14 protein-coding genes, 1 tRNA gene and 1 rRNA gene are annotated in these 25,613 nt (G+C 69.9%); 12 read left to right on the top strand and 4 right to left on the bottom strand.

What is annotated here, in order from left to right; all coding sequences use genetic code 11:
* From rrf to AB0I77_RS51415, 3 genes are all read left to right on the top strand, one after another.
* Positions 1-91: ribosomal RNA gene (rrf, locus tag AB0I77_RS51425) — 5S ribosomal RNA — on the top strand; the annotation flags it as partial.
* Positions 92-206: 115 nt separating this feature from the next.
* Complete coding sequence (locus AB0I77_RS51420) at positions 207-869, top strand: DegT/DnrJ/EryC1/StrS family aminotransferase (RefSeq protein ID WP_363289941.1); 663 nt, start codon at positions 207-209, stop codon at positions 867-869.
* A gap of 54 nt (positions 870-923) precedes the next feature.
* A tRNA-Thr gene (locus tag AB0I77_RS51415) sits at positions 924-999 on the top strand.
* A 64-nt stretch (positions 1,000-1,063) separates the two neighbouring features.
* On the opposite strand, the gene AB0I77_RS51410 is transcribed toward AB0I77_RS51415, so the two are convergent.
* Positions 1,064-3,814 (bottom strand): SpoIIE family protein phosphatase, encoded by a 2,751-nt coding sequence (locus AB0I77_RS51410; protein WP_363289939.1) that lies wholly within the window; start codon positions 3,812-3,814, stop codon positions 1,064-1,066.
* 377 nt (positions 3,815-4,191) lie between these two features.
* On the opposite strand from AB0I77_RS51410, the gene AB0I77_RS51405 reads away from it, so the two are divergent.
* The 9 genes from AB0I77_RS51405 to AB0I77_RS51365 all read left to right on the top strand — a co-directional run bounded on the left by AB0I77_RS51405 (position 4,192) and on the right by AB0I77_RS51365 (position 18,642).
* Positions 4,192-9,681 carry a HAMP domain-containing protein gene (locus AB0I77_RS51405; protein WP_363289938.1) on the top strand — a complete coding sequence of 1,830 codons (5,490 nt, stop codon included), beginning with the start codon at positions 4,192-4,194 and terminating at the stop codon, positions 9,679-9,681.
* Positions 9,682-9,999: 318 nt separating this feature from the next.
* Positions 10,000-10,686, top strand: coding sequence for a response regulator (locus AB0I77_RS51400; protein ID WP_363289937.1), 687 nt, complete (start codon positions 10,000-10,002; stop codon positions 10,684-10,686).
* Positions 10,687-10,810: 124 nt separating this feature from the next.
* Positions 10,811-13,522, top strand: coding sequence for a DNA translocase FtsK (locus AB0I77_RS51395; RefSeq protein ID WP_363289935.1), 2,712 nt, complete (start codon positions 10,811-10,813; stop codon positions 13,520-13,522).
* Between the two features lie 233 nt (positions 13,523-13,755).
* Positions 13,756-14,595, top strand: a complete 840-nt coding sequence (locus AB0I77_RS51390) for a RodZ domain-containing protein (RefSeq protein WP_363289934.1) — start codon at positions 13,756-13,758, stop codon at positions 14,593-14,595.
* Positions 14,596-14,687: 92 nt separating this feature from the next.
* A complete protein-coding gene (rimO, locus tag AB0I77_RS51385; protein ID WP_363289932.1) occupies positions 14,688-16,160 on the top strand; it encodes a 30S ribosomal protein S12 methylthiotransferase RimO in 1,473 nt (490 codons plus the stop codon).
* Positions 16,157-16,939 carry a CDP-diacylglycerol--glycerol-3-phosphate 3-phosphatidyltransferase gene (gene pgsA / locus AB0I77_RS51380; RefSeq protein WP_363289931.1) on the top strand — a complete coding sequence of 261 codons (783 nt, stop codon included), beginning with the start codon at positions 16,157-16,159 and terminating at the stop codon, positions 16,937-16,939. The genes rimO and pgsA overlap by 4 nt, the downstream gene beginning before the upstream one ends.
* Positions 16,940-16,956: 17 nt before the next feature.
* On the top strand, positions 16,957-17,493 hold the full coding sequence (locus AB0I77_RS51375) for a CinA family protein (protein WP_363289940.1): 537 nt from the start codon (positions 16,957-16,959) through the stop codon (positions 17,491-17,493).
* Positions 17,494-17,602: 109 nt separating this feature from the next.
* Positions 17,603-17,983 carry a helix-turn-helix transcriptional regulator gene (locus AB0I77_RS51370; protein ID WP_363289930.1) on the top strand — a complete coding sequence of 127 codons (381 nt, stop codon included), beginning with the start codon at positions 17,603-17,605 and terminating at the stop codon, positions 17,981-17,983.
* A gap of 380 nt (positions 17,984-18,363) precedes the next feature.
* A complete protein-coding gene (locus AB0I77_RS51365; RefSeq protein ID WP_363289929.1) occupies positions 18,364-18,642 on the top strand; it encodes a hypothetical protein in 279 nt (92 codons plus the stop codon).
* Here AB0I77_RS51365 and AB0I77_RS51360 read toward each other — a convergent pair.
* From AB0I77_RS51360 to AB0I77_RS51350, 3 genes are all read right to left on the bottom strand, one after another.
* Positions 18,590-19,354 (bottom strand): SDR family NAD(P)-dependent oxidoreductase, encoded by a 765-nt coding sequence (locus AB0I77_RS51360; protein WP_363289928.1) that lies wholly within the window; start codon positions 19,352-19,354, stop codon positions 18,590-18,592. The two genes, AB0I77_RS51365 and AB0I77_RS51360, sit on opposite strands and share 53 nt — an antisense overlap.
* Positions 19,355-19,451: 97 nt before the next feature.
* Positions 19,452-20,288: a DNA-formamidopyrimidine glycosylase family protein gene (locus AB0I77_RS51355; RefSeq protein WP_363289927.1), complete on the bottom strand. Its 837-nt coding sequence runs from the start codon at positions 20,286-20,288 to the stop codon at positions 19,452-19,454.
* Positions 20,289-20,344: 56 nt separating this feature from the next.
* Entirely contained in the window at positions 20,345-25,372 is a 5,028-nt protein-coding gene (locus AB0I77_RS51350; protein ID WP_363289926.1) for an ATP-dependent helicase, read from the bottom strand.
* Positions 25,373-25,613: the final 241 nt, after the last annotated feature.

The following is a 25,613-nucleotide window of genomic DNA, read 5'->3' as shown; positions in this document are numbered from 1 at the left end:
GCCCGGTTACATTTCGAACCCGGAAGCTAAGCCTTACAGCGCCGATGGTACTGCAGGGGGGACCCTGTGGGAGAGTAGGACGCCGCCGAACAATCATTCAAAAGGGTTGGACCCTGAACTTCGGTTCCGGGTCCAACCCTTTTTTGTTCTGCGTCACTTGAAGTTCACGTTGCGCAACCACCATCCCAGGCATGGGTACTGCTGCAATGCTCAGGGCCGCCGGCGTCGGAATCGGTGACGAGGTCGTCATACCGGCCTTCGGGAACGTGGATGTCGCCGAGGCCGTGATACTGGCCGGGGCGCTGCCCGTGTTCGCCGACATAGATCCGGTGACGTACTGCCTCGACGCCTCCGCTGTCGAGGCGGCCGTCACTCCGCGGACGGCGGCCGTCGTCGTCGTACACCGCTTCGGTCGGCCGGCCAACATGGGGCGGTTGCTCGGGGTCGGGGAGCGGCACGGGCTGCTGGTGCTTCAGGAGGGCGAGTCCGAGGTGCCGTATGACGAGGTCGCCCAGCGCAGGCAGCGGGCCGCCTATCTCGATGGGAAGTTGAGAGGCGTGCGCACGCCTGACGGTGGTGATGGGCACACCTATCAGCAGTACGTCGTGCGGGTGCCGGGGAACGGGCGGCCGGACCGGGATGCTTTCGCTCGGGCCGTGCGGGGCAGGGGTGTCGAGTGCCGAGTGCCGGTGAAGACGCCTGTGCATCGACTGCCGGAGTTCCGGCGGTGTGTGTCGCTGCCGGAGACCGAGCGGGCCGCCGATGAGACGCTGGCGCTGCCTGTGGACGCGTCTTTGACGAAGCGGGACATGCAGCGGATCGTGGCCGCGTGCAACGCCCTCGGTGGGCTGTTGCAGCCCGCCTTCTAGTCTTCGGGTATGATCTATTTCGTCGCCGCGAGGGAAACCTCGAAAAGGTGACCGGCCCCTATAGCTCAGTCGGTAGAGCGTCTCCATGGTAAGGAGAAGGTCAACGGTTCGATTCCGTTTGGGGGCTCCAGACTTCAGAAAAAGGCCCTCGCCCTGCCGGGCGGGGGCCTTTCGCATGCCCTTTTTCTGTCCCATCAGTCCTTGTGGAGGCCCGGCACTCGCATCGCCAGGATCGCCATGTCGTCGGACGGAGCGTCCTGCGCGAAGCGTTCCACGGCGCGCATGATGCGAGCCGCGACCGCGCCCGCCGTCAGCCCCGTGCAGGTCGTGAGGACGTCGGCGAGGCCGTCGTCGCCCAGCATGCGGGAGCCTTCACGGCGTTCGGTGACGCCGTCCGTGACGCACAGGAGGACGTCTCCCGGATCGAGGGTGATGGTCTGCTCGTACAGCTCCAAGTCGTCGATGACCCCGAGGAGCGGCTGGGGTTCGGCGGCCGGTTCGACCGTGCCGTCCTGGCGCAGGCGCAGCGGGAGCGGGTGGCCGGCGCAGACCACCTTCAGCTGGGCGCTGCCGTCCTCCTGGGGCCACAACTCGCCGTACAGGAGCGTCAGGAAGCGACTGCGGGCGCCCTCGTCGATGATGGCGGAGTTCAGGCGCTCCAGGACCGCCGGGCCGCCGAAACCCTCGCGTGCCAGCAGGCGCAGGGCGTGCCGGGCCAGGCCGGTGACAGCGGCCGCCTCCGGGCCCGTACCGCAGACGTCGCCGATGGCGAAGCCGTAGGCGCCGTCGCGGATGGGGAACAGGTCGTAGAAGTCGCCGCCGACCTCGTTGCCCTCGCCGGCCGCGCGGTAGATGACCTCGACCTCGACGCCGTTGATCTCGGGGAGTTCGGGCGGCAGGAGGCTGCGCTGGAGGGACTGGCTGATGGCTGTGCGCTCGGAGTACAGGCGGGCGTTGTCCAGGGCCAGGGCGGCTCGGCGGCTCAAGTCCTCGGCCAGTTCCAGGATTTCCTGGCGGAAGTGTTCGTCCGTGGGCTTGCCGAGGGTCAGCATGCCGATGACGCGGTTGCGGGCCACCAGGGGGAGGACCACTGTTTCCCCGCCCACCGCCGAGGCCGTGGCGAGGGTCGGGCCGATGCCCGACGCGAGCTGGCGGGCGGGTACGCCGGTGAGGCCGAGGCTGCGCATGGAGCTGCGCAGGGCCGCCTGGTGGGCGGCCTCGCCGGGGGCCGACCAGACGCGGGCGCCGGGGGTGGGGACCGGGTCCGGCGGGGCGATCTTGGAGAGGAGGGACTTGATGCCGTCGATCAGTTCCTCGTCCTCGTGCAGGACGTACGACAGATACGGCTCGGAGGCCTGGTCGGCGATTGTGTAGACCGCGCACCAGGTGGCCAGGGTCGGGACCGTCATCTGGGCCATCAGGGCGAGGGTCTGGTCGCGGTCCAGGGTGCCGGCCAGGAGGTCGGAGGCCTCGACGAGGAAGCTCAGGGAGCCTCGGCGCAGGCGCTCGAGTTCGCCCAGGCGGGCTGATTCCACCGCCAACGCGATCCGGTCGGCGGCGAATTGGAGACGCAGTGCCTCTTCGTTCGAGTATCTGCCGGGGGACTCGGCCGCGACGCCGAGGGAGCCGGTGAGGCGGCCCTCGACCTTCAGCGGGACCGTGACCACCGAGCGCATGCCAGTGCCGTTCAACAGCGGTACGGCGCCGGGTACGGCCGAGAGGTCGTCGTGCACGGCCGGCATGCGGGCGGAGCTGTAGCGGCCGGGGCCCGCTTCGACGGGGACGCGGGCGAAGCGCTGGCGGGCGGAGGGCAGGCCTGTGGAGGCGCGGACCTCCAACTCCGTCTCGTCGTCGGTGGCCAGCAGCAGGAAGGCCGAGTCGGCGTCGAGCATGTCGCGGGCGCGTTCCACCGTGCGCTGGAGCAGGCCGTCGAGGTCGTCCGGGGCAGGGGAGCCGATGAACACCTCGAAGGGGTCGGTGCTCTGGCCGTCGGACGAGGAGGAGTCGGAGGCGGGGACGCGCAACGGCGTCTGGAGGACGGCTCGTTCGTGGTCCCGCACCAGGAGGCAGACCGTGGAGGGCTCGCCGCCCGTGTCACGGACGCGCAGGTGGGAGGCGTACACGGAGGAGACGCGGCCGTTGGCGCCCCGGATGCCGTAGCTGCCTTCCCAGCGCGAGAGTTGGAGGGCTTCCGCGATGCCGGTGCTGGTGCCGGGGGTGTGCGGCCAGGCGGCGAGGTCGGTCAGGGGCTTGCCGATGACCTGTTCCCCGCCGTAGCCGAAGAGTTCCTCGGCGTCCTCGTTCCAGGACGTGATCGCGCCCGTACGGTCGATCTGGACGACGGCGACGCGGACGCGGCCGTCGGCGAGCGGGAGGAGGTCGAGAGGCAGCGAGGGGCCTGCCGCGCGGGTGCCCACCGGCCGTTCGGGGAGGTCGAGTTGGAACCAGACCTGCTTGTGCGTGGGCGTGTACTCCACGCCCCAGTGGCCGGCCAGTGCCGCGCACAGCTGGAGGCCGCGGCCGCCCTCGCGGTCGGGGCTGCCCATGTCGATGGCCTGGCCCTGGAGGGGGATCTCGCGCTCCGGATACCGGTCGGCCACCTCGATCCGTACGCCTTCGTCGCTGCGCAGACACAGCACGTCCGCGGAAGTGCCCGCGTGCACCACGGCGTTGGTCACCAGTTCGCTGGTGAGGACGACGGCGTCGTCGATGACGTCGGCGAAGCCCCAGCCCTGGAGGGTGTCGCGGACGAAGGAGCGGGCGCTCGCGACCGATCGCCCTACGGGCTCGAAGCTGGCGGCCGCGCGCGCGGTGATCACAGAACTCCTCGGCCGGTTGTCGACGTGCAGGGCTGGCTGGCCGGCCGGCTCGGGCCGCTGTAGCGGCACGCTGCCCGTCGGTCGGGGGTCCGGGGGCTGTCCCCCAGGGATCAGTCCGGTGGTCATGTGTGCGGCCGCCCCTCCGATGCCCGCTCGTTCTCGTGCCACCGCCCAGGCCGGACGGATCCGGCACGGCTGGACAGCCGCATGCAAGGTTACTTACCTTCCCCGTCCATGCGGATGCCGGTCGCCGGTGTTTCCGTCCGGAGGGTGTGCGGACGATGTGCGAAGCTGCCGAACTGTTATGGCCTGGTTCAGTCAGGGTGAAACACTGGGCAAGCTTCTGGTGAAGGTACTGACAGGCTGAGTGTGGTTTGCCCACGGTGGGCAGCAGCCCTGGATGCGGCCTGGTACAGCCGTCAGCAATACGAGTAACTGGTAACGCCGAGCAGTAGTAGTACCCGAGCACAGCAGTAACGGTCGACCCCTGCGGGAGGGACACAGTGGAGTCTGGCGCAGCGACGCGGGGCACTAAGACGCGCGCGAAAGGCGGACAGTCCCCGAGTAACCAGCGCAAACCGCGCAACGGGACCACCGCGGTGGACACGGCTGCCCTGAACCGGCTGCTGGCGGCCCTGGTGTCGATGCGCGACGGGAACTTCCGGAAGCGGCTCACGGTGTCCGGGGACGGCGTGATGTCGGAGATCGCGGCGGTCTTCAACGAGGTGGCCGACCGCAATCTCCATCTGACGGGTGAGTTGTCGCGGGTGCGGCGTGTGGTGGGCCGTGAGGGCAAACTCACGGAACGGCTGGAAACGGGCGCCAGTGAGGGCTCCTGGGCGGCCGCCATCGACGCCTCGAACGCGCTGGTGGACGATCTCGTACGACCGGTCTCCGAGGTCGGCCGGGTGCTGTCGGCGGTGGCGGAGGGCGATCTGTCGCCGCGCATGGAGTTGCGGACGCAGGCGCCGGACGGGACCGGGCATCCGCTGCGTGGGGAGTTCCTGAAGGTCGGGCGGACCGTCAACAACCTGGTCGACCAGCTCTCCACGTTCACCGACGAGGTCACGCGGGTGGCCAGCGAGGTGGGTACCGAGGGCAAGCTGGGCGGACAGGCCCGGGTGCGCGGAATGTCCGGTTCATGGAAGGACCTGACCGAGTCCGTCAACACGATGGCGTACCGGTTGACGGCCCAGGTGCGGGACATCGCGCTGGTGACGACGGCGGTTGCCAAGGGTGACTTGTCCCGGAAGGTCACAGTTCATGTCGAAGGCGAGATGCTGGAGCTGAAGAACACCGTCAACACGATGGTGGACCAGCTGTCGTCGTTCTCCTCCGAGGTGACCCGCGTCGCGCGCGAGGTCGGCGTGGAGGGGGAGCTGGGCGGTCAGGCGTTGGTGCCCGGTGTGGCCGGTGTGTGGAAGGACCTCACCGATTCGGTGAACCTGATGGCCGGCAATTTGACGGCCCAGGTGCGCGGCATCTCCCAGGTGACGACGGCGGTCGCCAGCGGTGACCTCTCGCAGAAGGTGACGGTCTCGGCGCGCGGCGAGGTCGCGCAGCTCGCCGACACGATCAACCAGATGACCGAGACGCTGCGGATCTTCGCGGACGAGGTCACGCGGGTGGCCAACGAGGTCGGTGCCGAGGGGCAGCTCGGCGGGCAGGCGAACGTGCCGGGCGCGGCGGGGACCTGGAAGGACCTCACCGACTCGGTGAACACGGTCTTCAGGAACCTCACCACGCAGGTGCGGGACATCGCCGCCGTGACGACGGCCGTGGCCAACGGTGATCTGTCGCAGAAGGTCACGGTCGACGTGGCCGGCGAGATGCTGGAGATGAAGAACACCGTCAACGGGATGGTCGACCAGCTGTCCGCGTTCAGTGCCGAGGTCACGCGGGTGGCGCGCGAGGTCGGTGTCGAGGGTGAGCTAGGCGGTCAGGCGCAGGTGTCGGGGGCCGCCGGTACGTGGAAGGACCTGACGGACTCCGTCAACACCGCGTTCCGGAATCTCACCGGACAGGTGAGGAACATCGCCCAGGTGACCACGGCCGTGGCCAACGGTGACCTGTCGCAGAAGGTCACCGTGGACGTGTCCGGCGAGATGCTCCAGCTGAAGAACACCGTGAACACGATGGTGGACCAGCTGTCCGCGTTCGCCGATCAGGTGACGCGGATGGCGCGGGACGTGGGCACCGAGGGCCGGCTGGGCGGTCAGGCCGTGGTGCCGGGTGTGTCCGGTACGTGGAAGGAGCTCACCGACTCCGTCAACTTCATGGGCGGCAACCTCACCTCGCAGGTGCGGCAGATCGCCCAGGTGACGACGGCGGTCGCCCGGGGTGACCTGTCCCAGAAGATCGACGTCGACGCGCGCGGCGAGATCCTGGAGCTGAAGAACACCATCAACACGATGGTCGACCAGCTCTCCGCCTTCGCCGACCAGGTGACCCGGGTGGCCCGCGAAGTGGGCACGGAGGGCCGCCTCGGCGGGCAGGCGCAGGTGCCCGGCGTCGCCGGTGTGTGGCGCGACCTGACCGACTCCGTGAACGGCATGGCCGGCAACCTCACCGCCCAGGTGCGCAACATCGCGCAGGTCGCGACGGCGGTGGCCCGGGGTGACCTGTCGCAGAAGATCGACGTGGACGCGCGCGGCGAGATCCTGGAGCTGAAGAACACCCTCAACACGATGGTGGACCAGCTGTCGAGCTTCGCCGACCAGGTGACGCGGGTGGCGCGCGAGGTGGGCACGGAGGGCATCCTCGGCGGTCAGGCCGAGGTGCAGGGTGTCTCCGGCACCTGGAAGGACCTCACGCAGTCCGTGAACTTCATGGCGAACAACCTGACCATCCAGGTGCGCAACATCGCCGAGGTCACCACCGCGGTCGCCAAGGGCGACCTGTCGAAGAAGATCACCGTCGACGCGAAGGGCGAGATCCTCGAACTCGTCAGCACCGTCAACACGATGGTGGACCAGCTGTCCTCCTTCGCGGAACAGGTGACGCGGGTGGCGCGCGAGGTGGGCACGGAGGGCATCCTCGGCGGTCAGGCCCACGCGTCGGGTGTCACGGGCATCTGGAAGGACCTCACCGACAACGTCAACCTGATGGCCAACAACCTGACCATGCAGGTGCGCAACATCTCCCAGGTCGCGTCGGCGGTCGCCAACGGTGACCTCACGCGGACGGTGACGATCGAGGCGCGCGGCGAGGTCGCGCAGCTCGCCGACACCTTCAACACCATGGTGAAGACGCTGAGTTCGTTCGCCGACCAGGTCACCAAGGTGGCCCGCGAGGTGGGCACGGACGGCATCCTCGGCGGTCAGGCGCGGGTGCCGGGCGTGGCCGGTACCTGGAAGGACCTCACCGAGTCGGTGAACCAGATGGCGTCCAACCTGACCGGCCAGGTGCGCAACATCGCGATGGTCACCACGGCCATCGCGAAGGGTGACTTGACCAAGAAGATCGACATTGACGCTCGCGGCGAGATTCTTGAGCTCAAGACGACGATCAACACCATGGTTGATCAGCTGTCGTCGTTCGCCGAGGAGGTCACCCGAGTCGCCCGCGAGGTGGGTACGGAGGGCCAGCTGGGCGGCCAGGCACGCGTGCGTGACGTCGACGGCACCTGGCGCGACCTCACCGAGTCGGTGAACGAGATGGCCGGGAACCTGACCCGGCAGGTGCGTGCCATCGCGCGCGTGGCGACCGCGGTGACCCGTGGCGACCTGAACCTGAAGATCGACGTGGACGCGTCCGGCGAGATCCAGGAACTCCAGGACTACATCAACAAGATGATCGCCAACCTGCGCGACACCACGATCGCCAACAAGGAGCAGGACTGGCTCAAGGGAAACCTGGCCCGTATCTCCGCGCTGATGCAGGGCCGACGAGACCTCGAGGACGTGGCCTCCCTCATCATGAGCGAGCTGACGCCGGTGGTGTCCGCGCAGCACGGCGCGTTCTTCCTGGGGATGCCGCTGGTCGACGGCAAGGACGTCAGCGCCGGGGCCGAGGACCAGTACGAGCTGCGGATGCTGGGGTCGTACGGCTACTCGATGGGCTCCATGCCGACGTCGTTCGAGCCGGGGGAGGGGCTGATCGGGACGGCCGCGCAGGAGAAGCGCACCATCCTCGTGGAGAACGCGCCGAGCGGCTATCTGAAGATCTCCTCGGGGCTCGGCGAGGCGCCGCCCGCACAAGTGATCGTCCTGCCCGTGCTGTTCGAGGGCAAGGTGCTCGGCGTCATCGAGCTGGCGTCCTTCACCCCCTTCACGCAGATCCAGAAGGACTTCCTCAACCAGATCGCCGAGATGATCGCGACCAGCGTCAACACCATCTCCGTCAACACCAAGACCGAGGTGCTGCTGCGGCAGTCGCAGGAGCTGACCGAGCAACTCCGTGAGCGTTCGGAGGAGCTGGAGAACCGGCAGAAGGCCCTCCAGGAGTCCAACGCCGAACTGGAGGAGAAGGCCGAGCTGCTGGCCCAGCAGAACCGCGACATCGAGGTCAAGAACACCGAGATCGAGGAGGCGCGGCAGGTCCTGGAGGAGCGCGCCGAGCAGCTCGCCGTATCGATGCGCTACAAGAGCGAGTTCCTCGCCAACATGTCGCACGAGCTGCGTACGCCGCTCAACTCGCTGCTGATCCTGGCCAAGTTGCTCGCCGACAACGCGGAGGGCAACCTCTCCCCGAAACAGGTCGAGTTCGCCGAGACGATCCACGGGGCCGGCTCCGACCTGCTTCAGCTGATCAACGACATCCTCGACCTGTCGAAGGTCGAGGCGGGCAAGATGGACGTGTCCCCGACGCGCATCGCCCTCGTCCAGCTCGTCGACTACGTGGAGGCCACTTTCCGGCCGCTGACCGCGGAGAAGGGCCTCGACCTGTCGGTACGGGTGTCGCCGGAGCTGCCCGCCACGCTGCACACGGATGAACAGCGGCTGCTCCAGGTGCTGCGCAACCTGTTGTCCAACGCGGTGAAGTTCACCGACTCGGGGGCCGTCGAACTGGTCATCCGGCCCGTCGGCAGGGATGTGCCGACGGGGATCCGGGAGCAGTTGCTGGAGACCGGCTCGCTGCGGGACCCGGGCGGGGATCTGATCGCGTTCTCCGTGACCGACACGGGTATCGGGATCGCGGCCAGCAAGATGCGGGTCATCTTCGAGGCGTTCAAGCAGGCGGACGGCACGACCAGTCGCAAATACGGCGGTACGGGTCTCGGGCTGTCCATCTCGCGGGAGATCGCTCAGTTGCTGGGCGGTGAGATCCACGCGCAGAGCGAGCCAGGGCGCGGCTCGACGTTCACGCTGTATTTGCCGCTGCACCCGAGCGAACTGCCGCCCCAGGGCTATCAGCAGCTCGCCCCGCCCAGCCTGGAGCCCGGCGAGCTGATGGCGTCCGCGTCGGGCCTGCCCGAGGTGTCCACCGAACTGTCCGAGGCGGAGATCGAGACGCCGGCCGAGGTGAGGTCGTACCAGGACACGCAGAACGGTCCGGCCGCGCTCTTCCGGCGCCGCCGCAGGCCCGTGATGGAGATCGAACAGCGGCCCGCACAGCAGGAACAGTGGCCCGAGGCGGAGCGGGAGAGGGTGCCGAAGTCGCGCCGCGGCATCCGGTTCGGCGGCGAGAAGGTGCTGATCGTCGACGACGACATCCGCAATGTGTTCGCGCTCACCAGCGTCCTCGAGCAGCACGGGCTGTCCGTGCTGTACGCCGAGAACGGCCGCGAGGGCATCGAGGTGCTGGAGCAGCACGACGACGTGGCGGTCGTCCTCATGGACATCATGATGCCCGAGATGGATGGATACGCGACGACCACGGCGATCCGCAGGATGCCGCAGTTCGCCGGGCTGCCGATCGTCGCGCTGACCGCGAAGGCGATGAAGGGCGACCGGGAGAAGGCGATCGAGTCGGGCGCCTCCGACTACGTGACCAAGCCGGTCGATCCCGATCACCTGCTGGCGGTGATGGAGGAGTGGATGCGTGGGGCGTGACGGGAACGTTCGGGCTTTGCGCGGGCTTCGTGACCATGTGGCGAGAACTCTCGGCGGGCATGCACAGTTGCTGACTGAGGGTTGCCGAAGTCGTGTAGGAGTACGGGATTCGGGGAACCTTCTGGTCTCCCACTACGTTTCTGCTACGTGCACAGTGACATCGCGGTGACAGGGTGTGGCGACGGGCGGGGTGCGGCTACGATGACCGGCACAAGGACGGGCGGCGCAAGGGAGTCGTCCCCCGGGGTGGCGTCGGTCGGCGTCACCCCAAGTCCTGCGGACAGGGGAGGCCCCACGCCGGGGCGAGGAGGGCGGGCCATGGTGCAGAAGGCCAAGATCCTCCTGGTCGATGACCGGCCGGAGAATCTGCTGGCGCTGGAGGCCATCCTCTCTGCGCTCGATCAGACGCTGGTGCGGGCATCGTCCGGGGAGGAAGCGCTCAAGGCGCTGCTGACGGACGACTTCGCGGTCATTCTGCTGGATGTCCAGATGCCGGGCATGGACGGCTTCGAAACGGCCGCGCACATCAAGCGGCGAGAACGGACCCGGGACATCCCGATCATCTTCCTCACCGCGATCAACCACGGACCGCACCACACCTTCCGCGGGTATGCGGCGGGCGCGGTCGACTACATCTCCAAGCCCTTCGACCCGTGGGTGCTGCGCGCGAAGGTCTCCGTCTTCGTCGAGCTGTACATGAAGAACTGCCAGCTGCGTGAGCAGGCGGCGCTGCTGCGGCTCCAGTTGGAGGGCGGTGGCGGCGGCAAGGCTGCGGCCGGCGAGTCGAAGGAGCCCGCGGGACTGCTCGCCGAGCTGTCGGCGCGGCTCGCGGCCGTCGAGGAGCAGGCGGAGGCGCTGTCCAAGCAACTGGACGACGAGTCGGCGGACGCGGCCGCGGTGGCCACGGCGGCCCATCTCGAACGCAAACTCACGGGATTGCGGCGCGCACTCGACGCGCTGGAGCCGGGGACGGGAAGTTCTCCCTCGGTGCCGTCGCAGAACTGACGTGTGTCCCAGGCGTCGTTGCGGGTGAACGCGCGTCAGTTCAGCTCCCTTTCAAGGGCGACACGAACGGGTGAAGCAGTAGGCACACGTGTCCGCTGTCGTCTCCACCGGTAACCTCACACCTATGGCCTCACGTCCCTCCGCAGCCAAGAAGCCCGCCAAGAAGGCGGCCGCTCCGGCGAAGGCTCCGGCGAAGAAGGCCGCTGCGAAAAAGGCGCCCGCGAAAAAGGCGCCCGCCAAGAAGGCCGCGGCGAAGAAAGCCGCGCCCCCGAAGCCGGCGCCCAGCCCGACCGGGGGCATCTACCGGCTCGTGCGCACCGTCTGGCTCGGCCTCGCGCACGCCGTCGGCGCGGTGTTCCGCGGCATAGGGCAGGGCGCGAAGAACCTCGACCCGGCCCACCGCAAGGACGGCATCGGGTTGTTGCTGCTCGGCCTCGGCCTGATCGTCGCCGCCGGCACCTGGTCGAACCTGCGCGGTCCCGTCGGCGATCTCGTCGAGATGCTGGTGACCGGCGCCTTCGGCCGGCTCGACCTGCTCGTGCCGATACTGCTCGCGGTCATCGCCGTACGGTTCATCCGGCACCCCGAGCAGCCCGAGGCCAACGGCCGCATCGTGATCGGCCTGTCCGCGCTCGTCATCGGCGTGCTCGGCGAGGTCCACATCGCCTGCGGCTCGCCCGCCCGTGACGACGGCATGCAGGCGATAAGGGACGCCGGCGGCCTCATCGGCTGGAGTGCGGCGACCCCGTTGACGTACGCCATGGGCGAGGTCCTCGCCGTACCGCTGCTCGTGCTGCTGACGGTCTTCGGTCTGCTGGTCGTCACGGCCACCCCGGTCAACGCCATCCCGCAGCGGCTGCGGCTGCTCGGCGTGAAGCTCGGCGTCGTCCAGGACCCCGCCGAGGACGAACTCGGCGAGGACGACGAGCGGTACGACGACCAGTGGCGCGAGTCGCTGCCCGCACGCACGCGCAGGCGCGGTCCGGCCCCCGAGTCGTACGACCCCGACAGCGCGGAGCAGGAGGCCCTCTCGCGGCGTCGTGGCCGCCCCAGGCGCTCCGCGGTGCCGCAGCCCGACATGGAGCGCCCCATGGACGCCGTGGACGTCGCAGCGGCCGCCGCTGCCGCGCTCGACGGAGCCGTCCTGCACGGCATGCCGCCCTCGCCGATCGTCGCCGACCTCACCCAGGGGGTGAGCGTGGGGGACCGCGAGGAGACGACGCCGACCCCGACGCCCGTCCCGGCGGCACGGCCCGGACGGCCCAAGCAGGAGAAGCTGAAGGCCGAGGCCCTCGACCTCACGAAGCCCCCGCCCGAGGCGCCCCGCGACCTGCCGGCGCGCGCCGAGCAGCTCCAGCTGTCCGGCGACATCACCTACGCGCTGCCCTCGCTCGACCTCCTCACGCGCGGGGGCCCCGGCAAGACGCGCAGCGCCGCGAACGACGCCGTGGTCGCCTCGCTCACGAACGTGTTCACCGAGTTCAAGGTCGACGCCGCCGTCACCGGCTTCACGCGCGGGCCGACGGTCACGCGCTACGAGGTCGAGCTCGGCCCCGCCGTGAAGGTCGAGCGGATCACCGCGCTGACCAAGAACATCGCCTACGCCGTCGCCAGCCCGGACGTGCGGATCATCAGCCCGATCCCCGGCAAGTCCGCGGTCGGCATCGAGATCCCGAACACCGACCGGGAGATGGTCAACCTCGGCGACGTACTCCGTCTGGCCGCGGCCGCCGAGGACGACCATCCGATGCTGGTCGCGCTCGGCAAGGACGTCGAGGGCGGCTACGTGATGGCCAACCTCGCGAAGATGCCGCACGTGCTCGTGGCCGGAGCCACCGGTTCCGGTAAATCCTCGTGCATCAACTGCCTGATCACGTCGGTCATGGTCCGGGCGACTCCCGAGGACGTCCGCATGGTCCTCGTCGACCCCAAGCGCGTCGAGCTGACCGCGTACGAGGGCATCCCGCACCTGATCACGCCGATCATCACCAACCCGAAGCGGGCCGCCGAGGCGCTGCAGTGGGTCGTACGGGAGATGGATCTTCGGTACGACGATCTGGCGGCGTACGGGTACCGGCACATCGACGACTTCAACCAGGCCATAAGAGACGGCAAGGTGAAGCTGCCCGAGGGCAGTGAGCGCGAGCTCCAGCCGTACCCGTACCTGCTGGTGATCGTGGACGAGCTGGCCGACCTGATGATGGTCGCGCCGCGCGATGTCGAGGACGCGATCGTGCGGATCACTCAGCTCGCGCGCGCGGCCGGTATTCACCTGGTACTCGCGACGCAGCGGCCGTCGGTGGACGTCGTCACCGGTCTGATCAAGGCGAACGTGCCCTCGCGGCTCGCCTTCGCCACGTCGTCGCTCGCCGACTCGCGGGTCATCCTCGACCAGCCCGGCGCCGAGAAGCTGATCGGCAAGGGCGACGGCCTGTTCCTGCCGATGGGGGCGAACAAGCCCACGCGTATGCAGGGCGCCTTCGTGACCGAGGAAGAGGTCGCGAATGTCGTCCAGCACTGCAAGGACCAGATGGCGCCCGTCTTCAGGGAAGACGTCACCGTGGGCACCAAGCAGAAGAAGGAGATCGACGAGGAGATCGGCGACGATCTGGACCTGCTGTGCCAGGCGGCCGAACTGGTCGTCTCCACACAGTTCGGCTCGACGTCCATGCTCCAGCGCAAGCTGCGCGTCGGCTTCGCCAAGGCCGGGCGGCTGATGGACCTGATGGAGTCCCGGGGGATCGTCGGGCCGAGCGAGGGTTCCAAGGCTCGTGACGTTCTTGTGAAGGCTGATGAGCTGGACGGCGTGCTCGCGGTGATCCGCGGGGAGGCTTAAAGGGAGTCCCAAGGCGGGTGGTCGATCGTGACTCATCCGTAAGGGATCATTGAGCAACCGTTTCCCTTCGGCGTACGTCAAGTTGAAGGAAGCGGAAACCCGCTGCCTCACCATCGGCGTGTCCGGCCATTCCGATGGCGTACAAAGTCCACCGACCGGTTGCCCCACCCTTTCGTACCCCCCATACACTGAACCTCCAGCACAGGCGGCTAAAACGCTCGAAAGGCGCCCCCGTGTCCATCGGCAACTCCCCTGAAGACGAGCGTCCCTTCGAAGACGACCGTGAGGAAGCCCGCCCCTCGATCGGCCGTGCCCTCCAGCAGGCGCGTATCGCGGCCGGGCTGACCGTCGACGATGTCAGTAGTGCCACCCGGGTCCGCCTCCCGATCGTGCACGCCATCGAGGCGGACGATTTCGCGCCGTGTGGCGGAGATGTATACGCCCGCGGTCACATCCGGACCCTGGCCAGGGCCGTCCACCTCGATCCCGCCCCGCTGCTCGCGCAGTACGACGACGATCACGGCGGCCGTCCGGCCCCGACGCCGGCCGCCCCGCTGTTCGAGGCGGAACGCATCCGCCCGGAGCGGCGCGGGCCCAACTGGACCGCGGCCATGGTCGCCGCGATCGTCGCCGTGGTCGGCTTCGTCGGTTTCACCGCGTTCAAGGGCGGTGACGACGACGGCAGCAAGACGCAGGTCGCGGAGGGCTCCAAGCCCGCGACCAGTAAGTCCGCCTCGCCCACGCCGAAGAACGACAAGCCCGATCAGCCGAAGCCGGAGCCGTCGGACAGCGCCATCGCCGCCGCGCCCCAGGACAAGGTGACCGTCCAGGTCAGCGCCGCCGAGGGGAAGAGCTGGATCTCGGCCAAGGACCACAACGGCATGCAACTGTTCGACGGGCTGCTCAAGGAAGGCGAGTCCAAGACCTTCCAGGACAGCGAGAAGATCAACCTCGTCCTCGGTGACGCCGGGGCGATCCAGCTGTATGTGAACGGCAAGAAGATCGAGGACGACTTCCAGCCGGGGGCCGTGGAGCGGCTGACATATACGAAGGGCGATCCGCAGGTCGGATAGTCCATCGGAAGGTCGCAGCGGGTACGGGGTTGGCCAAGCGCGGCCAACCCCGTCGACGTGGGGTGTCAGTGGGACGAAGTAGTCTTGAGCCCATGCCTGAACGCCGTACCGTCGCACTTGTCACTCTTGGCTGCGCCCGTAACGAGGTGGACTCGGAGGAGCTCGCAGGCCGCTTGGAGGCGGACGGCTGGGCCCTCGTGGAGGACGCCGCGGCCGCGGACGTCGCCGTCGTCAACACCTGTGGCTTCGTCGAGGCCGCCAAGAAGGACTCCGTCGATGCCCTCCTGGAGGCCAACGACCTCAAGGGGCACGGCAGAACCCAGGCCGTCGTGGCGGTGGGCTGCATGGCCGAGCGGTATGGCAAGGACCTCGCCGAAGCCCTTCCGGAGGCCGACGGCGTGCTCGGCTTCGACGACTACGCCGACATCTCCGACCGCCTGCAGACCATCCTGAACGGCGGCATCCACGCCTCGCACACCCCGCGCGACCGGCGCAAGCTGCTGCCGATCAGCCCGGCCGAGCGGCAGTCGGTCAACGACGTCGCGCTCCCCGGGCATGGCGCCGCGTCCGATCTGCCGGAGGGGCTCGCGCCCGCCTCCGGGCCGCGTGCGCCCCTGCGCCGCCGTCTGGACGGCGCCCCGGTCGCCTCGGTGAAGCTCGCCTCCGGCTGCGACCGGCGCTGCTCCTTCTGCGCCATCCCGTCCTTCCGCGGCTCCTTCATCTCGCGGCGGCCCTCGGATGTCCTGAACGAGACGCGGTGGCTGGCCGAGCAGGGCGTCAAGGAGATCATGCTGGTCTCCGAGAACAACACCTCCTACGGCAAGGACCTGGGCGACATCCGCCTGCTGGAGTCCCTGCTGCCCGAGCTCGCCGAGGTCGACGGCATCGAGCGGGTGCGGGTCAGCTACCTCCAGCCGGCCGAGATGCGGCCCGGGCTGATCGACGTGCTGACGTCCACGCCCAAGGTCATGCCCTACTTCGACCTGTCCTTCCAGCACTCCGCCCCCGACGTGCTGCGCGCGATGCGCCGCTTCGGCGACACCGACCGCTTCCTGGAACTGCTCGACACCATCCGGGGCAAGGCCCCCCAGGCCGGCGTGCGCTCCAACTTCATCGTGGGCTTCCCCGGCGAGACCGAGTCCGACCTGGCCGAGCTGGAGCGGTTCCTGAACGGCGCGAGGCTGGACGCGATCGGTGTCTTCGGGTACTCCGACGAGGAGGGTACGGAAGCGGCGACGTACGACAACAAGCTCGACGAGGACGTCGTCGCCGAGCGGTTGGCACGTGTCTCCCGGCTGGCGGAGGAACTCGTCTCGCAGCGGGCCGAGGAGCGGGTGGGCGAGACCGTGCAGGTCCTCGTGGAATCGGTGGACCCCGCCGAGGGTGTGTACGGCCGTGGGGCGCACCAGGCACCGGAGACCGACGGCCACGTGCTGCTCACGAGCGGCGAGGGGCTGAGCGTCGGCCGTATGGTCGAGGCGAAGGTGGTCGGTACGGAAGGTGTCGACCTGGTGGCCGAGCCGCTGACGGGCTCGCTCGCGTGTAGTGAGGAGGCGGGCAGATGACCGGAGTCCCGGCATCGGCGGCGGGTGGCCCCTCCGGCGCGAAAGGCACGGCCGCGAAGGGTGCCGCCGTCGCCGCGTCGACCGGCGGGGCGCGCGCTTCCGTTGATCAGGCTTCCGGTGCCTCCGCGGTTGGCGAACAGGAGAGCGGCAAGGCCGCGCGTGGCGGGAAGCTGACGGCCGCGGCCGTCAACCAGGCCAGCGTCTGGAACGTCGCCAATCTGCTGACCATGCTCCGGCTGGTCCTCGTGCCCGGCTTCGTCGCGCTGATGCTGGCCGACGGTGGGTACGACCCGGCGTGGCGCTCGTTCGCCTGGGCCGCCTTCGCCATCGCCATGATCACCGATCTGTTCGACGGCCATCTGGCGCGCGCCTACGACCTCGTCACCGACTTCGGGAAGATCGCCGACCCCATCGCCGACAAGGCGATCATGGGGGCGGCGCTGATCTGTCTGTCGGCGCTCGGTGATCTGCCGTGGTGGGTGACGGCCGTCATCCTCGGCCGGGAACTCGGGATCACGTTGCTGCGTTTCCTCGTCATCCGGTACGGCGTGATCCCGGCGAGCCGCGGCGGCAAGCTCAAGACCCTCACCCAGGGCGTGGCGGTCGGGATGTATGTCCTGGCGCTGACGGGGTGGCTGGCCACCCTGAGGTTCTGGGTGATGGCGGCGGCGGTCATTTTGACCGTGGCGACCGGGCTCGACTATGTGAGACAAGCCATTGTGCTGCGCAGGCAGGGAATCGCCGAGCGCAAGGCGGCGTTGGAGGAGACGGAAGCGTGAGTTCCCCGGCCACCGACATGGCCGTAGAAGTGGTGCGACTACTCACGGTGAAGGGCGAGACGCTCGCTGTCGCCGAGTCGCTCACGGGCGGCCTGGTTGCGGCGGAAATCACAGCGGTCCCCGGGGCGTCCAAGGCCTTCCGGGGTTCGGTGACTGCCTATGCCACCGAACTCAAGCACCGGCTGCTGGGTGTCGACACCACTCTGCTGGCGGCGCACGGTGCGGTGAATCCGCAGGTCGCGGCCCAGATGGCGGTCGGAGTGCGCAAAGCGCTCGGCGCCGACTGGGGCATCGCGACCACCGGAGTCGCCGGCCCGGAACCGCAGGACGGCCGGCCGGTCGGGACGGTCTTCGTTGCCGTCGACGGCCCGTTGGCAACGGTTTCCGGGGCGCTCGGTGGCGAGAAAGTGACCGCGCTGCGGTTGAACGGCGACCGTGCGGAAATTCGTAAGGAGAGTGTACGGAGCGTACTCGCATTGCTCCTGGAGGGGCTTGCGAGCGAACAGACTGGGAATGAGCGGGCACAGGATACGGAACGGAACGGGGGGTTTTGATGTTTGCAGCCCTGAGTGAACACGACATCGCTCCCCGCACGGCCGCGGCGCAAGGCGGTACGGTGGGGCGAGAAGGATGCGGCTACGCGGTCCGAGGAGGGAGCCACCGATGATTCTGCTCCGTCGCCTGTTGGGTGACGTGCTGCGTCGGCAGCGCCAACGCCAGGGCCGTACTCTGCGCGAAGTCTCCTCGTCCGCCCGAGTCTCACTCGGCTATCTCTCCGAGGTGGAGCGGGGGCAGAAGGAGGCTTCCTCCGAATTGCTCTCCGCCATCTGCGACGCGCTGGACGTACGGATGTCCGAGCTCATGCGGGAAGTGAGTGATGAACTCGCCCTCGCCGAGCTGGCCCAGTCTGCTGCTGCCACCCCCAGCGAGCCTGTGTCCACGCCGGTTCGCCCGATGCTGGGTTCCGTCTCGGTGACCGGTGTGCCACCGGAACGGGTAACGATCAAGGCGCCCGCCGAAGCGGTGGACGTGGTCGCCGCGTGACGCTCACGCGGCTGTGTGCTTGAGCGTCGGCTGTACTTGAGCTGACGAGGCGCTGATTGCTTGCGCCAACTGCGCTGAGGAAGCGTGTGAGGCCCCGGCCGGGGTTTCTCCAGGGACGACTGGAGGAGTGCGGTCGGGGTTTTTCGCGTGGTGCGTGCACTTCGGGTCCGTTTGCCGGTGGGGGGCGTGGCGGTCATGGTGGAGCTGGGTTGTGTCCGGCCGGGGCTGTGTGACGGCGGCGCTCTTTCTGTGACGGCGGTGTTCCCCTGTGACGGAGTGCTCCGTGTGCTGCTGGTGCGCCCTCTCTCGTGCTCGTGTCCGAGCGGCGCTCTGGCGTCGTGGCTGGTCGCGGCTTGTCGCGGCTTGGAGGAGGAGAGTCCATGGCGGGGCTGATAGCGCGCTGGGGAGCGGTTCTCGGGCTCGGGGTGCTGTGGTGGTGGGCCGTGCTGCGGCTCGCGCTGTCGCCTGACGCGGGGGCGCTGGAGGGGGCGGTCGCGGCCGGGGGGTGGGGGCTGAGTCTGCTGCCGGTCCACTGTGTGGCGAAGGGGCGGGCCGCCGGGGCCGTCGGTGCTCAGAGATGGGTGGCGGCCTGGCGGACGGCCGGGGCTACCACGGCATCGCCACACCACCGTTCGGACGCAGGATCTGGCCCGTCGTGAAGGCCGAGGCACCGGAGGCCAGGTAGAGGACGGCGTGGGCGACGTCCTCCGGCTCGCCGACCCGGCCCAGCGGCGACATCCGGGCCATCCGTGACTCGGTGTGGGCCTGCGCCTCCGCGTCGTGGCGGTCGGTCATGGGGGTGCGGATCCAGCCCGGCGCCACCGCGTTGACCCGGATGCCGTGCCGGCCGACCTCGGTCGCCAGCGTCTTCGTCAGCTGCACGACCGCCGCCTTGGCCGCGCCGTAGCAGAGCAGGCCGGGGCCGCCGGTGTCCACGGCACCGGAGGCCATCGTGACGATGCTGCCCCTGATGTGCTGCGCGAGCATCAGACGGGCCGCCTCTTGGCAGGCGTACAGCACTCCCTTGAAGTTGACGCTCAGTACCCGGTCGAGGTCGTCGTCCCGGGTCTCCAGGACCGGGCTGCTGTGCATGATCCCGGCGATCGCGGCCATCACGTCCAGGCGTGCGCAGGAGGCTACGGCCTGGTGCAGCTGCCCGCGGTCGGTGACGTCGAGGCGGTGGGTGTGGGCGATGCCGCCGGCGTCCTTGATGGCGGTCGCCGTCTCGTCGAGGCCCGCCGCGTCGAGATCCGCGCAGTGCACGGTGGCACCGGCCGCGGCGAGCAGCACGGCCGAGGCGCGGCCGATGCCACCGGCGGCGCCGGTGACGAATGCGGTGCGGCCGGTGAGGTCGTACGCCGTGATGGGCATGGAGGGACCGTACGAAGGTTTCTGACGGTCCGTCAATTAGTTGGACGGGGCGGACTTTCGAGTGAGTGGTCCGGTCGTACGGCGTGGAGCGCCGGGGTCAACTCGTCGTACGGCGTGGTGTTCTGCGGGGTGGGGTGTTGTTCGGGGCTGGCCCCTTCTGGCAGGCCGGGCACCAGTACGTGGGGCGCTCGCGGGAGCCGTCGCCCTGGTCGGCGGCGCGGATGGGGGTGCGGCAGCGGAGGCAGGGGCGGGGTGTGCGGCCGTACACGAACAGGTCCTGGCCGCGGCGGCTCGTCGTACTGCGGATCGGGCGGTCCCGGTTGGCTTCCAGGAGCTTCTTCGCGAGCGCGGGCAGTTGTGCGGCGCGCTCGGCGGGCAGGGCGCCGACGGGCAGCCATGGGGTGGCGCCGAGGAGGAAGCAGAGCTCGCTCTTGTACACGTTGCCGATGCCGGCGAGGTTGCGCTGGTCGAGCAGGGCCTCGCCGAGGGGGCGGGCGGGGTCGGCGAGGAGGTTGGCCAGGGCCTGTTCCGGGTCCCAGTCCGGGCCCAGGAGGTCGGGGCCGAGGTGGCCGACGGCGCGGTGTTCGTCGGTGGTGCGCAGGAGTTCGAGTACGGGGAGGCGGTAGCCGACGGCCGTACGGTCGGCGGTGCCGAGGATCGCGCGGATCTGATGGGTCGGGCCGCCGGACCAGCGCTGGTGGGCGGCGTACACCTTCCAGGAGCCGTCCATCCGCAGGTGCGAGTGGAGGGTGAGACCGCCCTCGATCCGGGTGAGGAGATGCTTGCCGCGCGGGGTGACGTCCAGGACGGTGCGGCCTGTGAGGTCGGCCGTGGCGTACTTGGGCACCCTCAGGTCGCTGCGGGTCAGCACCTTGCCCGCGAGGGCGTCGTGCAGCCGCCTCGCGGTCTGCCAGACCGTGTCTCCTTCGGGCATGGGTCAAGGGTGGCACGGCAGGAGGGAGTGGTGTCTTGTGCGGCTTTCTGCTGTGCTCATGCTCTTAGGCGCAGGCCGCGCGGGGTTGCGATGAAGCCTGATCCCTCCAGGAGTGTGCCGATGGGGGAGGTCAGGGCCGAGGCGCCGTTGACGCGCTCCACCGTGACCGTGCCGAGGGAGCCTGCCTTGGCGGCTGCGGCGAGGGCTTCCGCTGCCGCTTGCAGGCGTGGGTCGTCGGTGGCCGAGCTGTCCGGGTCGGAGGGCCAGGCCAGCAGGGTCTTGCCGCCCCGCTCCATGTAGAGCGTCAGCTCGCCGTCGACCAGGACGACCAGGGAGCCCGCCTTGCGGCCCGGCTTGTGCCCGGCGCCGGTCGGCGGCTCGGGCCAGGGGAGGGCCGCGCCGTACGCGTTCGCGGGGTCGGCGGCGGCCAGGACGACGGCTCGGGAGTCGGGGGTGGGGCGGGTGCGGCGACCGGCGAAGGGCGTGCCGTACGAGTCGTATGCGCCGTACGCGGGGCCGGGGCCGGGGCTGGTCGGCGAGGGGAAGTCGCGGGGAGAGGTCCACTCGCTTCGCGAGGTGGGGGTGGGGTAGGCGGTCCAGTCGTCGTCGAAGCTGGGGTCGGCTTGATCTGTCTGACCCGTCTGACCCGTCTGACCCGTCTGTTCGACTTGCTCCGCCTGATGGGCTTGATCGGCTTGGCCGTTGGTCCGGTGCGGGTCGCCGTCGGGTGAGAGGGCGTCGGGCGAGGTGAAGTCGTCCGGTGCGAAACCGGTGGGTGGGTTGAAGGCGTCGGGGGCGCCGTCGCTGTGGGGTGGGGCCGGGAGAGCCTCGCCGCGGTCGCGGGCGTTCGCCACCGCGCGGAGGCGGTCGACCGCGCCGTCCATCGCGAACTGGGCGGCGCCGAGTCCCTCCACCACATAGCCGCGTCGCGCCTGACCGCTGTCCTCGAATGCGGACAGGATGCGGTACGTCGCTGAGAAGCCGCCCTCGACGCCCTCCGCGGAGACGGCTCCCCGGGTCACCACGCCGTGCCGGTCGAGCAGGACGCGGGCCAGGGCGTGGGCGCGCACGGTGGGGTCGGCCTCGCGTTCCGGGAGGAGGGACCAGCGGCCGGCGACGGTCGGCGGGCCGGTGCGGGAGACGGGGCGGGCGGCGGCCGTCAGTGAGCCGTAGCGGCCGCGCGGGACGGTGCGCTTGGCGCGGTGGGCGGTGGAACCGGCGGTGCGGCCCGAACCCAGCAGGGAGCGCATGGGAGCGAGCGTGTCGTTCGTGAGCCGTCCGGACCAGGCCAGGTCCCAGACGGCGTCGGCCAGTTGGGGATCGGTCACGTCGGGGTGGGTGGTGGCGCGGACCTGGTCGGCGATCTGGCGGAAGAACAGGCCGTAACCCCCGGAGAGGGCATCCAGGATCGACTGGTGGAGCGCCGTCAGCTCCAGGGGGTGGGGCGGCGGAAGGAGCAGGGGGGCCGCGTCCGCCAGATACAGGGAGACCCAGCCGTCCTTGCCGGGGAGGGCCCCTGAGCCGGCCCATACGACCTCTCCCGCGGCGGTGAGCTCGTCGAGCATCGCGGGGGTGTAGCCGGCGACACGGGACGGCAGGACGAGCTTCTCCAGGGCGGACGCGGGCACGGACGCGCCCTGCAACTGCTCTGCGGCACGCACCAGTCCGTCGATGCCCCGCAGTCCGTGGCCCCTGCCGATGTGCTGCCACTGCGGGAGGAACTGGGCGAGCGCGGGCGGTGACACCGGCTCCAGTTCGTGGCGCAGGGCGGCGAGGGAGCGGCGGCGCAGGCGGCGCAGGACGGTCGCGTCGCACCACTCCTGGCCGATCCCGGCCGGATGGAACTCGCCCTGTACGACCCGGCCCGATGCCGCGAGCCGCTGGAGGGCGCCCTCGGTGACCGCCACGCCCAGGCCGAAGCGGGCCGCCACCGTGGCCGACGTGAAGGGGCCGTGGGTGCGGGCATAGCGCGCGAGGAGGTCGCCGAGCGGATCCTTGACGGGCTCCATGAACGCTTCCGGGACGCCGACCGGCAGTGCCGTGCCGAGGGCGTCGCGCAGGCGGCCCGCATCCTCGATCGCCGCCCAGTGGTCGGCGCCGGCGATACGGACCCGGATCGCGCGGCGGGCGCCTGCCAGGTCCTGCGCCCACTGCGGTTCGGCGCCCCGGTCGGCCAGCTCGGCGGCCGTGAGCGGGCCGAGCATGCGCAGCAGATCGGCGACGCCTTCGACGTCCTTGACGCGGCGGTCCTCGGTGAGCCACTGGAGTTCCTGTTCCAGCTCGGTCAGGACCTCGGCGTCGAGCAGCTCGCGCAGCTCCGCCTGGCCGAGCAGCTCGGCCAGCAGACGCGAGTCCAGGGAGAGGGCGGCGGCGCGGCGCTCGGCGAGGGGTGAGTCTCCCTCGTACAGGAACTGGGCGACATACCCGAAGAGGAGCGAGCGGGCGAAGGGGGAGGGTTCCGGGGTGGTGACCTCGACGAGGCGCACCTTGCGGGACTCCAGGTCGCCCATCAGCTCGACGAGTCCGGGGACGTCGAAGACGTCCTGGAGGCACTCGCGGACCGCCTCCAGGACGATCGGGAACGAGCCGAACTCGCTGGCGACCTGAAGCAGTTGGGAGGCGCGCTGGCGTTGCTGCCACAGCGGGGTGCGCTTGCCCGGACTGCGGCGCGGCAGCAGCAGGGCGCGGGCGGCGCACTCGCGGAAGCGGGACGCGAACAGGGCCGAACTGCCCACCTGGTCGGTGACGACCTGGTCGACCTCGCCCTTGTCGAAGACGACGTCCGCCGCGCCGAGGGGCGCCTGCTCGGCGTCGTATTCCGTGCCCGCCTTCATGGGCTCCTGGTCGAGCAGGTCCAGGCCCATGAGGTCGGCGTCGGGCAGCCGCAGGACGATGCCGTCGTCGGCGTGCATGACCTGGGCGTCCATGCCGTAGCGCTCGGAGAGCTTGGCGCCGAGCGCGAGTGCCCACGGGGCGTGCACCTGGGCGCCGAAGGGGGAGTGCACGACGACCCGCCAGTCGCCGAGCTCGTCGCGGAAGCGCTCCACGACGATCGTGCGGTCGTCCGGGACGTGGCCGCAGGCCTCGCGCTGTTCGTCGAGGTAGGAGATGACATTGTCGGCGGCCCAGGCGTCCAGGCCCGCGGCGAAGAGGCGGAGGCGGGCGTCCTCCTTGGGCAGTGAGCCGACCTCGCGCAGGAACGCGCCCACCGCGCGGCCCAGCTCGAGCGGGCGGCCCAGCTGGTCGCCCTTCCAGAAGGGGAGCCTGCCCGGTACGCCCGGCGCGGGGGAGACCAGGACGCGGTCGCGCGTGATGTCCTCGATGCGCCAGGAGCTGGTGCCGAGGGTGAAGACATCGCCGACTCGGGACTCGTAGACCATCTCCTCGTCGAGCTCGCCGACCCGGCCGCCGCCCTTCTTGGGGTCGGAACCGGCGAGGAAGACCCCGAAGAGGCCGCGGTCGGGGATCGTGCCGCCGGAGGTGACGGCGAGGCGCTGGGCGCCGGGGCGGCCGGTGATCGTGCCGGCGACGCGGTCCCAGACCACGCGGGGGCGCAGCTCCGCGAAGGCGTCGGACGGGTAGCGGCCGGCGAGCATGTCGAGGACCGCCGTGAAAGCGGATTCGGGGAGCGAGGCGAAGGGGGCGGCTCGGCGGACCATGGCGAGCAGGTCGTCCAGCTGCCAGGTGTCCATCGCTGTCATGGCTACGACTTGCTGGGCCAGGACGTCCAGCGGGTTGGACGGGACCTTCAGGGACTCGATCGCGCCGATGCGCATGCGTTCGGTGACGACTGCCGCCTGGACCAGGTCGCCGCGGTACTTCGGGAAGACCACGCCGGTGGAGACGGCTCCCACCTGGTGGCCCGCGCGGCCGACGCGCTGGAGGCCGGAGGCCACGGAGGGCGGGGATTCGACCTGGATGACGAGGTCGACCGCGCCCATGTCGATGCCGAGTTCGAGGCTGGAGGTGGCGACGACCGCGGGGAGGCGGCCGGCCTTGAGGTCTTCTTCGACGAGGGCCCGCTGCTCCTTGGACACCGAGCCGTGGTGGGCGCGGGCGATGACCGGGGGTGCTCCCTGGGCGGCGCCGGAGCCGCCCATCAGCTCGGCGGGGGCGTGGTGTTCGTCCAGGGGTTCGCCGGTGGCTCGCTCGTAGGCGATCTCGTTGAGCCGGTTGCACAGGCGTTCAGCGAGGCGGCGGGAGTTGGCGAACACGATGGTCGAGCGGTGGGCCTGGACGAGGTCGGCGATCCGCTCCTCGACGTGCGGCCAGATCGATGGGCGTTCCGCGCCTTCGGTGCCGGTCGTGCTGTCGGCGACCGGGGAGCCGCCGAGTTCGGCCAGGTCCTCGACCGGGACGACGACAGAGAGGTCGAACTCCTTGCCGGACTTCGGCTGGACGATCTCCACCTTGCGGTGGGGGGAGAGATAGCGGGCGATCTCGTCGACCGGGCGGACCGTGGCCGAGAGGCCGATGCGGCGGGCCGGCTTGGGGAGGAGTTCGTCCAGGCGCTCCAGGGAGAGTGCGAGGTGGGCGCCGCGCTTGGTGCCGGCGACGGCGTGGACCTCGTCGAGGATCACGGTCTCGATGCCGGTCAGCGCTTCGCGGGTGGCCGACGTCAGCATCAGGAACAGGGATTCCGGGGTGGTGATCAGGATGTCCGGGGGGCGGGTGGACAGGGCGCGGCGCTCGGCGGGCGGGGTGTCGCCCGAGCGGATGCCGACCTTCACCTCGGGTTCGGGCAGGCCCAGGCGGACGGATTCCTGGCGGATGCCGGTCAGAGGGCTGCGGAGGTTGCGCTCCACGTCGACGGCGAGGGCCTTGAGCGGGGAGACGTACAGGACGCGGCAGCGCTTCTTGGGGTCGGCGGGTGGGGGTGTCGAGGCGAGCTGGTCCAGGGCAGCGAGGAAGGCGGCCAGGGTCTTGCCGGAGCCGGTGGGGGCTACGACCAGCACGTCCGAGCCCGCGTCGATGGCCTGCCACGCGCCTGCCTGGGCGGCGGTGGGCGCGTCGAAGGCGCCCGTGAACCAGCCGCGGGTCGCGGGGGAGAAGGCTTTGAGGGCCATGTGTGCGGAGCTGACCATGTGTCCATCCTGCACCCGGGGACTGACAATGGCCTTGACCTGCGGAGATGTCTTTGTGGTGCGGGTGGGGGGGATGCCTGCGGCGGCCTGTGCGGGCTCGGTGGGGGTGCGCGTTGCGCCTGCGGGTGGGTTGTGGGGCGGGGACGTGTCGGGGGGGTGTCCGTCCTCGGAACGTCGCGGAATCGGTCGGCTGTCAACGTGCCCGGGTTGACGCGACAACCGCTGCGGGCGGACAGATCGG

The organism is Streptomyces sp. NPDC050619 (assembly GCF_040654815.1).
GTDB lineage: Bacteria > Actinomycetota > Actinomycetes > Streptomycetales > Streptomycetaceae > Streptomyces.
This window is presented reverse-complemented; position numbering and strand designations above follow the sequence as displayed.

Coding starts and splice junctions, on each gene's coding strand:
- AB0I77_RS51420 (WP_363289941.1), top strand. CDS start 207: ATGCTCAGGGCCGCCGGCGTCGGAATCGGTGACGAGGTCGTCATACCG.
- AB0I77_RS51410 (WP_363289939.1), bottom strand. CDS start 3,814: ATGACCACCGGACTGATCCCTGGGGGACAGCCCCCGGACCCCCGACCG.
- AB0I77_RS51400 (WP_363289937.1), top strand. CDS start 10,000: ATGGTGCAGAAGGCCAAGATCCTCCTGGTCGATGACCGGCCGGAGAAT.
- AB0I77_RS51395 (WP_363289935.1), top strand. CDS start 10,811: ATGGCCTCACGTCCCTCCGCAGCCAAGAAGCCCGCCAAGAAGGCGGCC.
- rimO (WP_363289932.1), top strand. CDS start 14,688: ATGCCTGAACGCCGTACCGTCGCACTTGTCACTCTTGGCTGCGCCCGT.
- pgsA (WP_363289931.1), top strand. CDS start 16,157: ATGACCGGAGTCCCGGCATCGGCGGCGGGTGGCCCCTCCGGCGCGAAA.
- AB0I77_RS51375 (WP_363289940.1), top strand. CDS start 16,957: ATGGCCGTAGAAGTGGTGCGACTACTCACGGTGAAGGGCGAGACGCTC.
- AB0I77_RS51370 (WP_363289930.1), top strand. CDS start 17,603: ATGATTCTGCTCCGTCGCCTGTTGGGTGACGTGCTGCGTCGGCAGCGC.
- AB0I77_RS51365 (WP_363289929.1), top strand. CDS start 18,364: ATGGCGGGGCTGATAGCGCGCTGGGGAGCGGTTCTCGGGCTCGGGGTG.
- AB0I77_RS51360 (WP_363289928.1), bottom strand. CDS start 19,354: ATGCCCATCACGGCGTACGACCTCACCGGCCGCACCGCATTCGTCACC.
- AB0I77_RS51355 (WP_363289927.1), bottom strand. CDS start 20,288: ATGCCCGAAGGAGACACGGTCTGGCAGACCGCGAGGCGGCTGCACGAC.
- AB0I77_RS51350 (WP_363289926.1), bottom strand. CDS start 25,372: ATGGTCAGCTCCGCACACATGGCCCTCAAAGCCTTCTCCCCCGCGACC.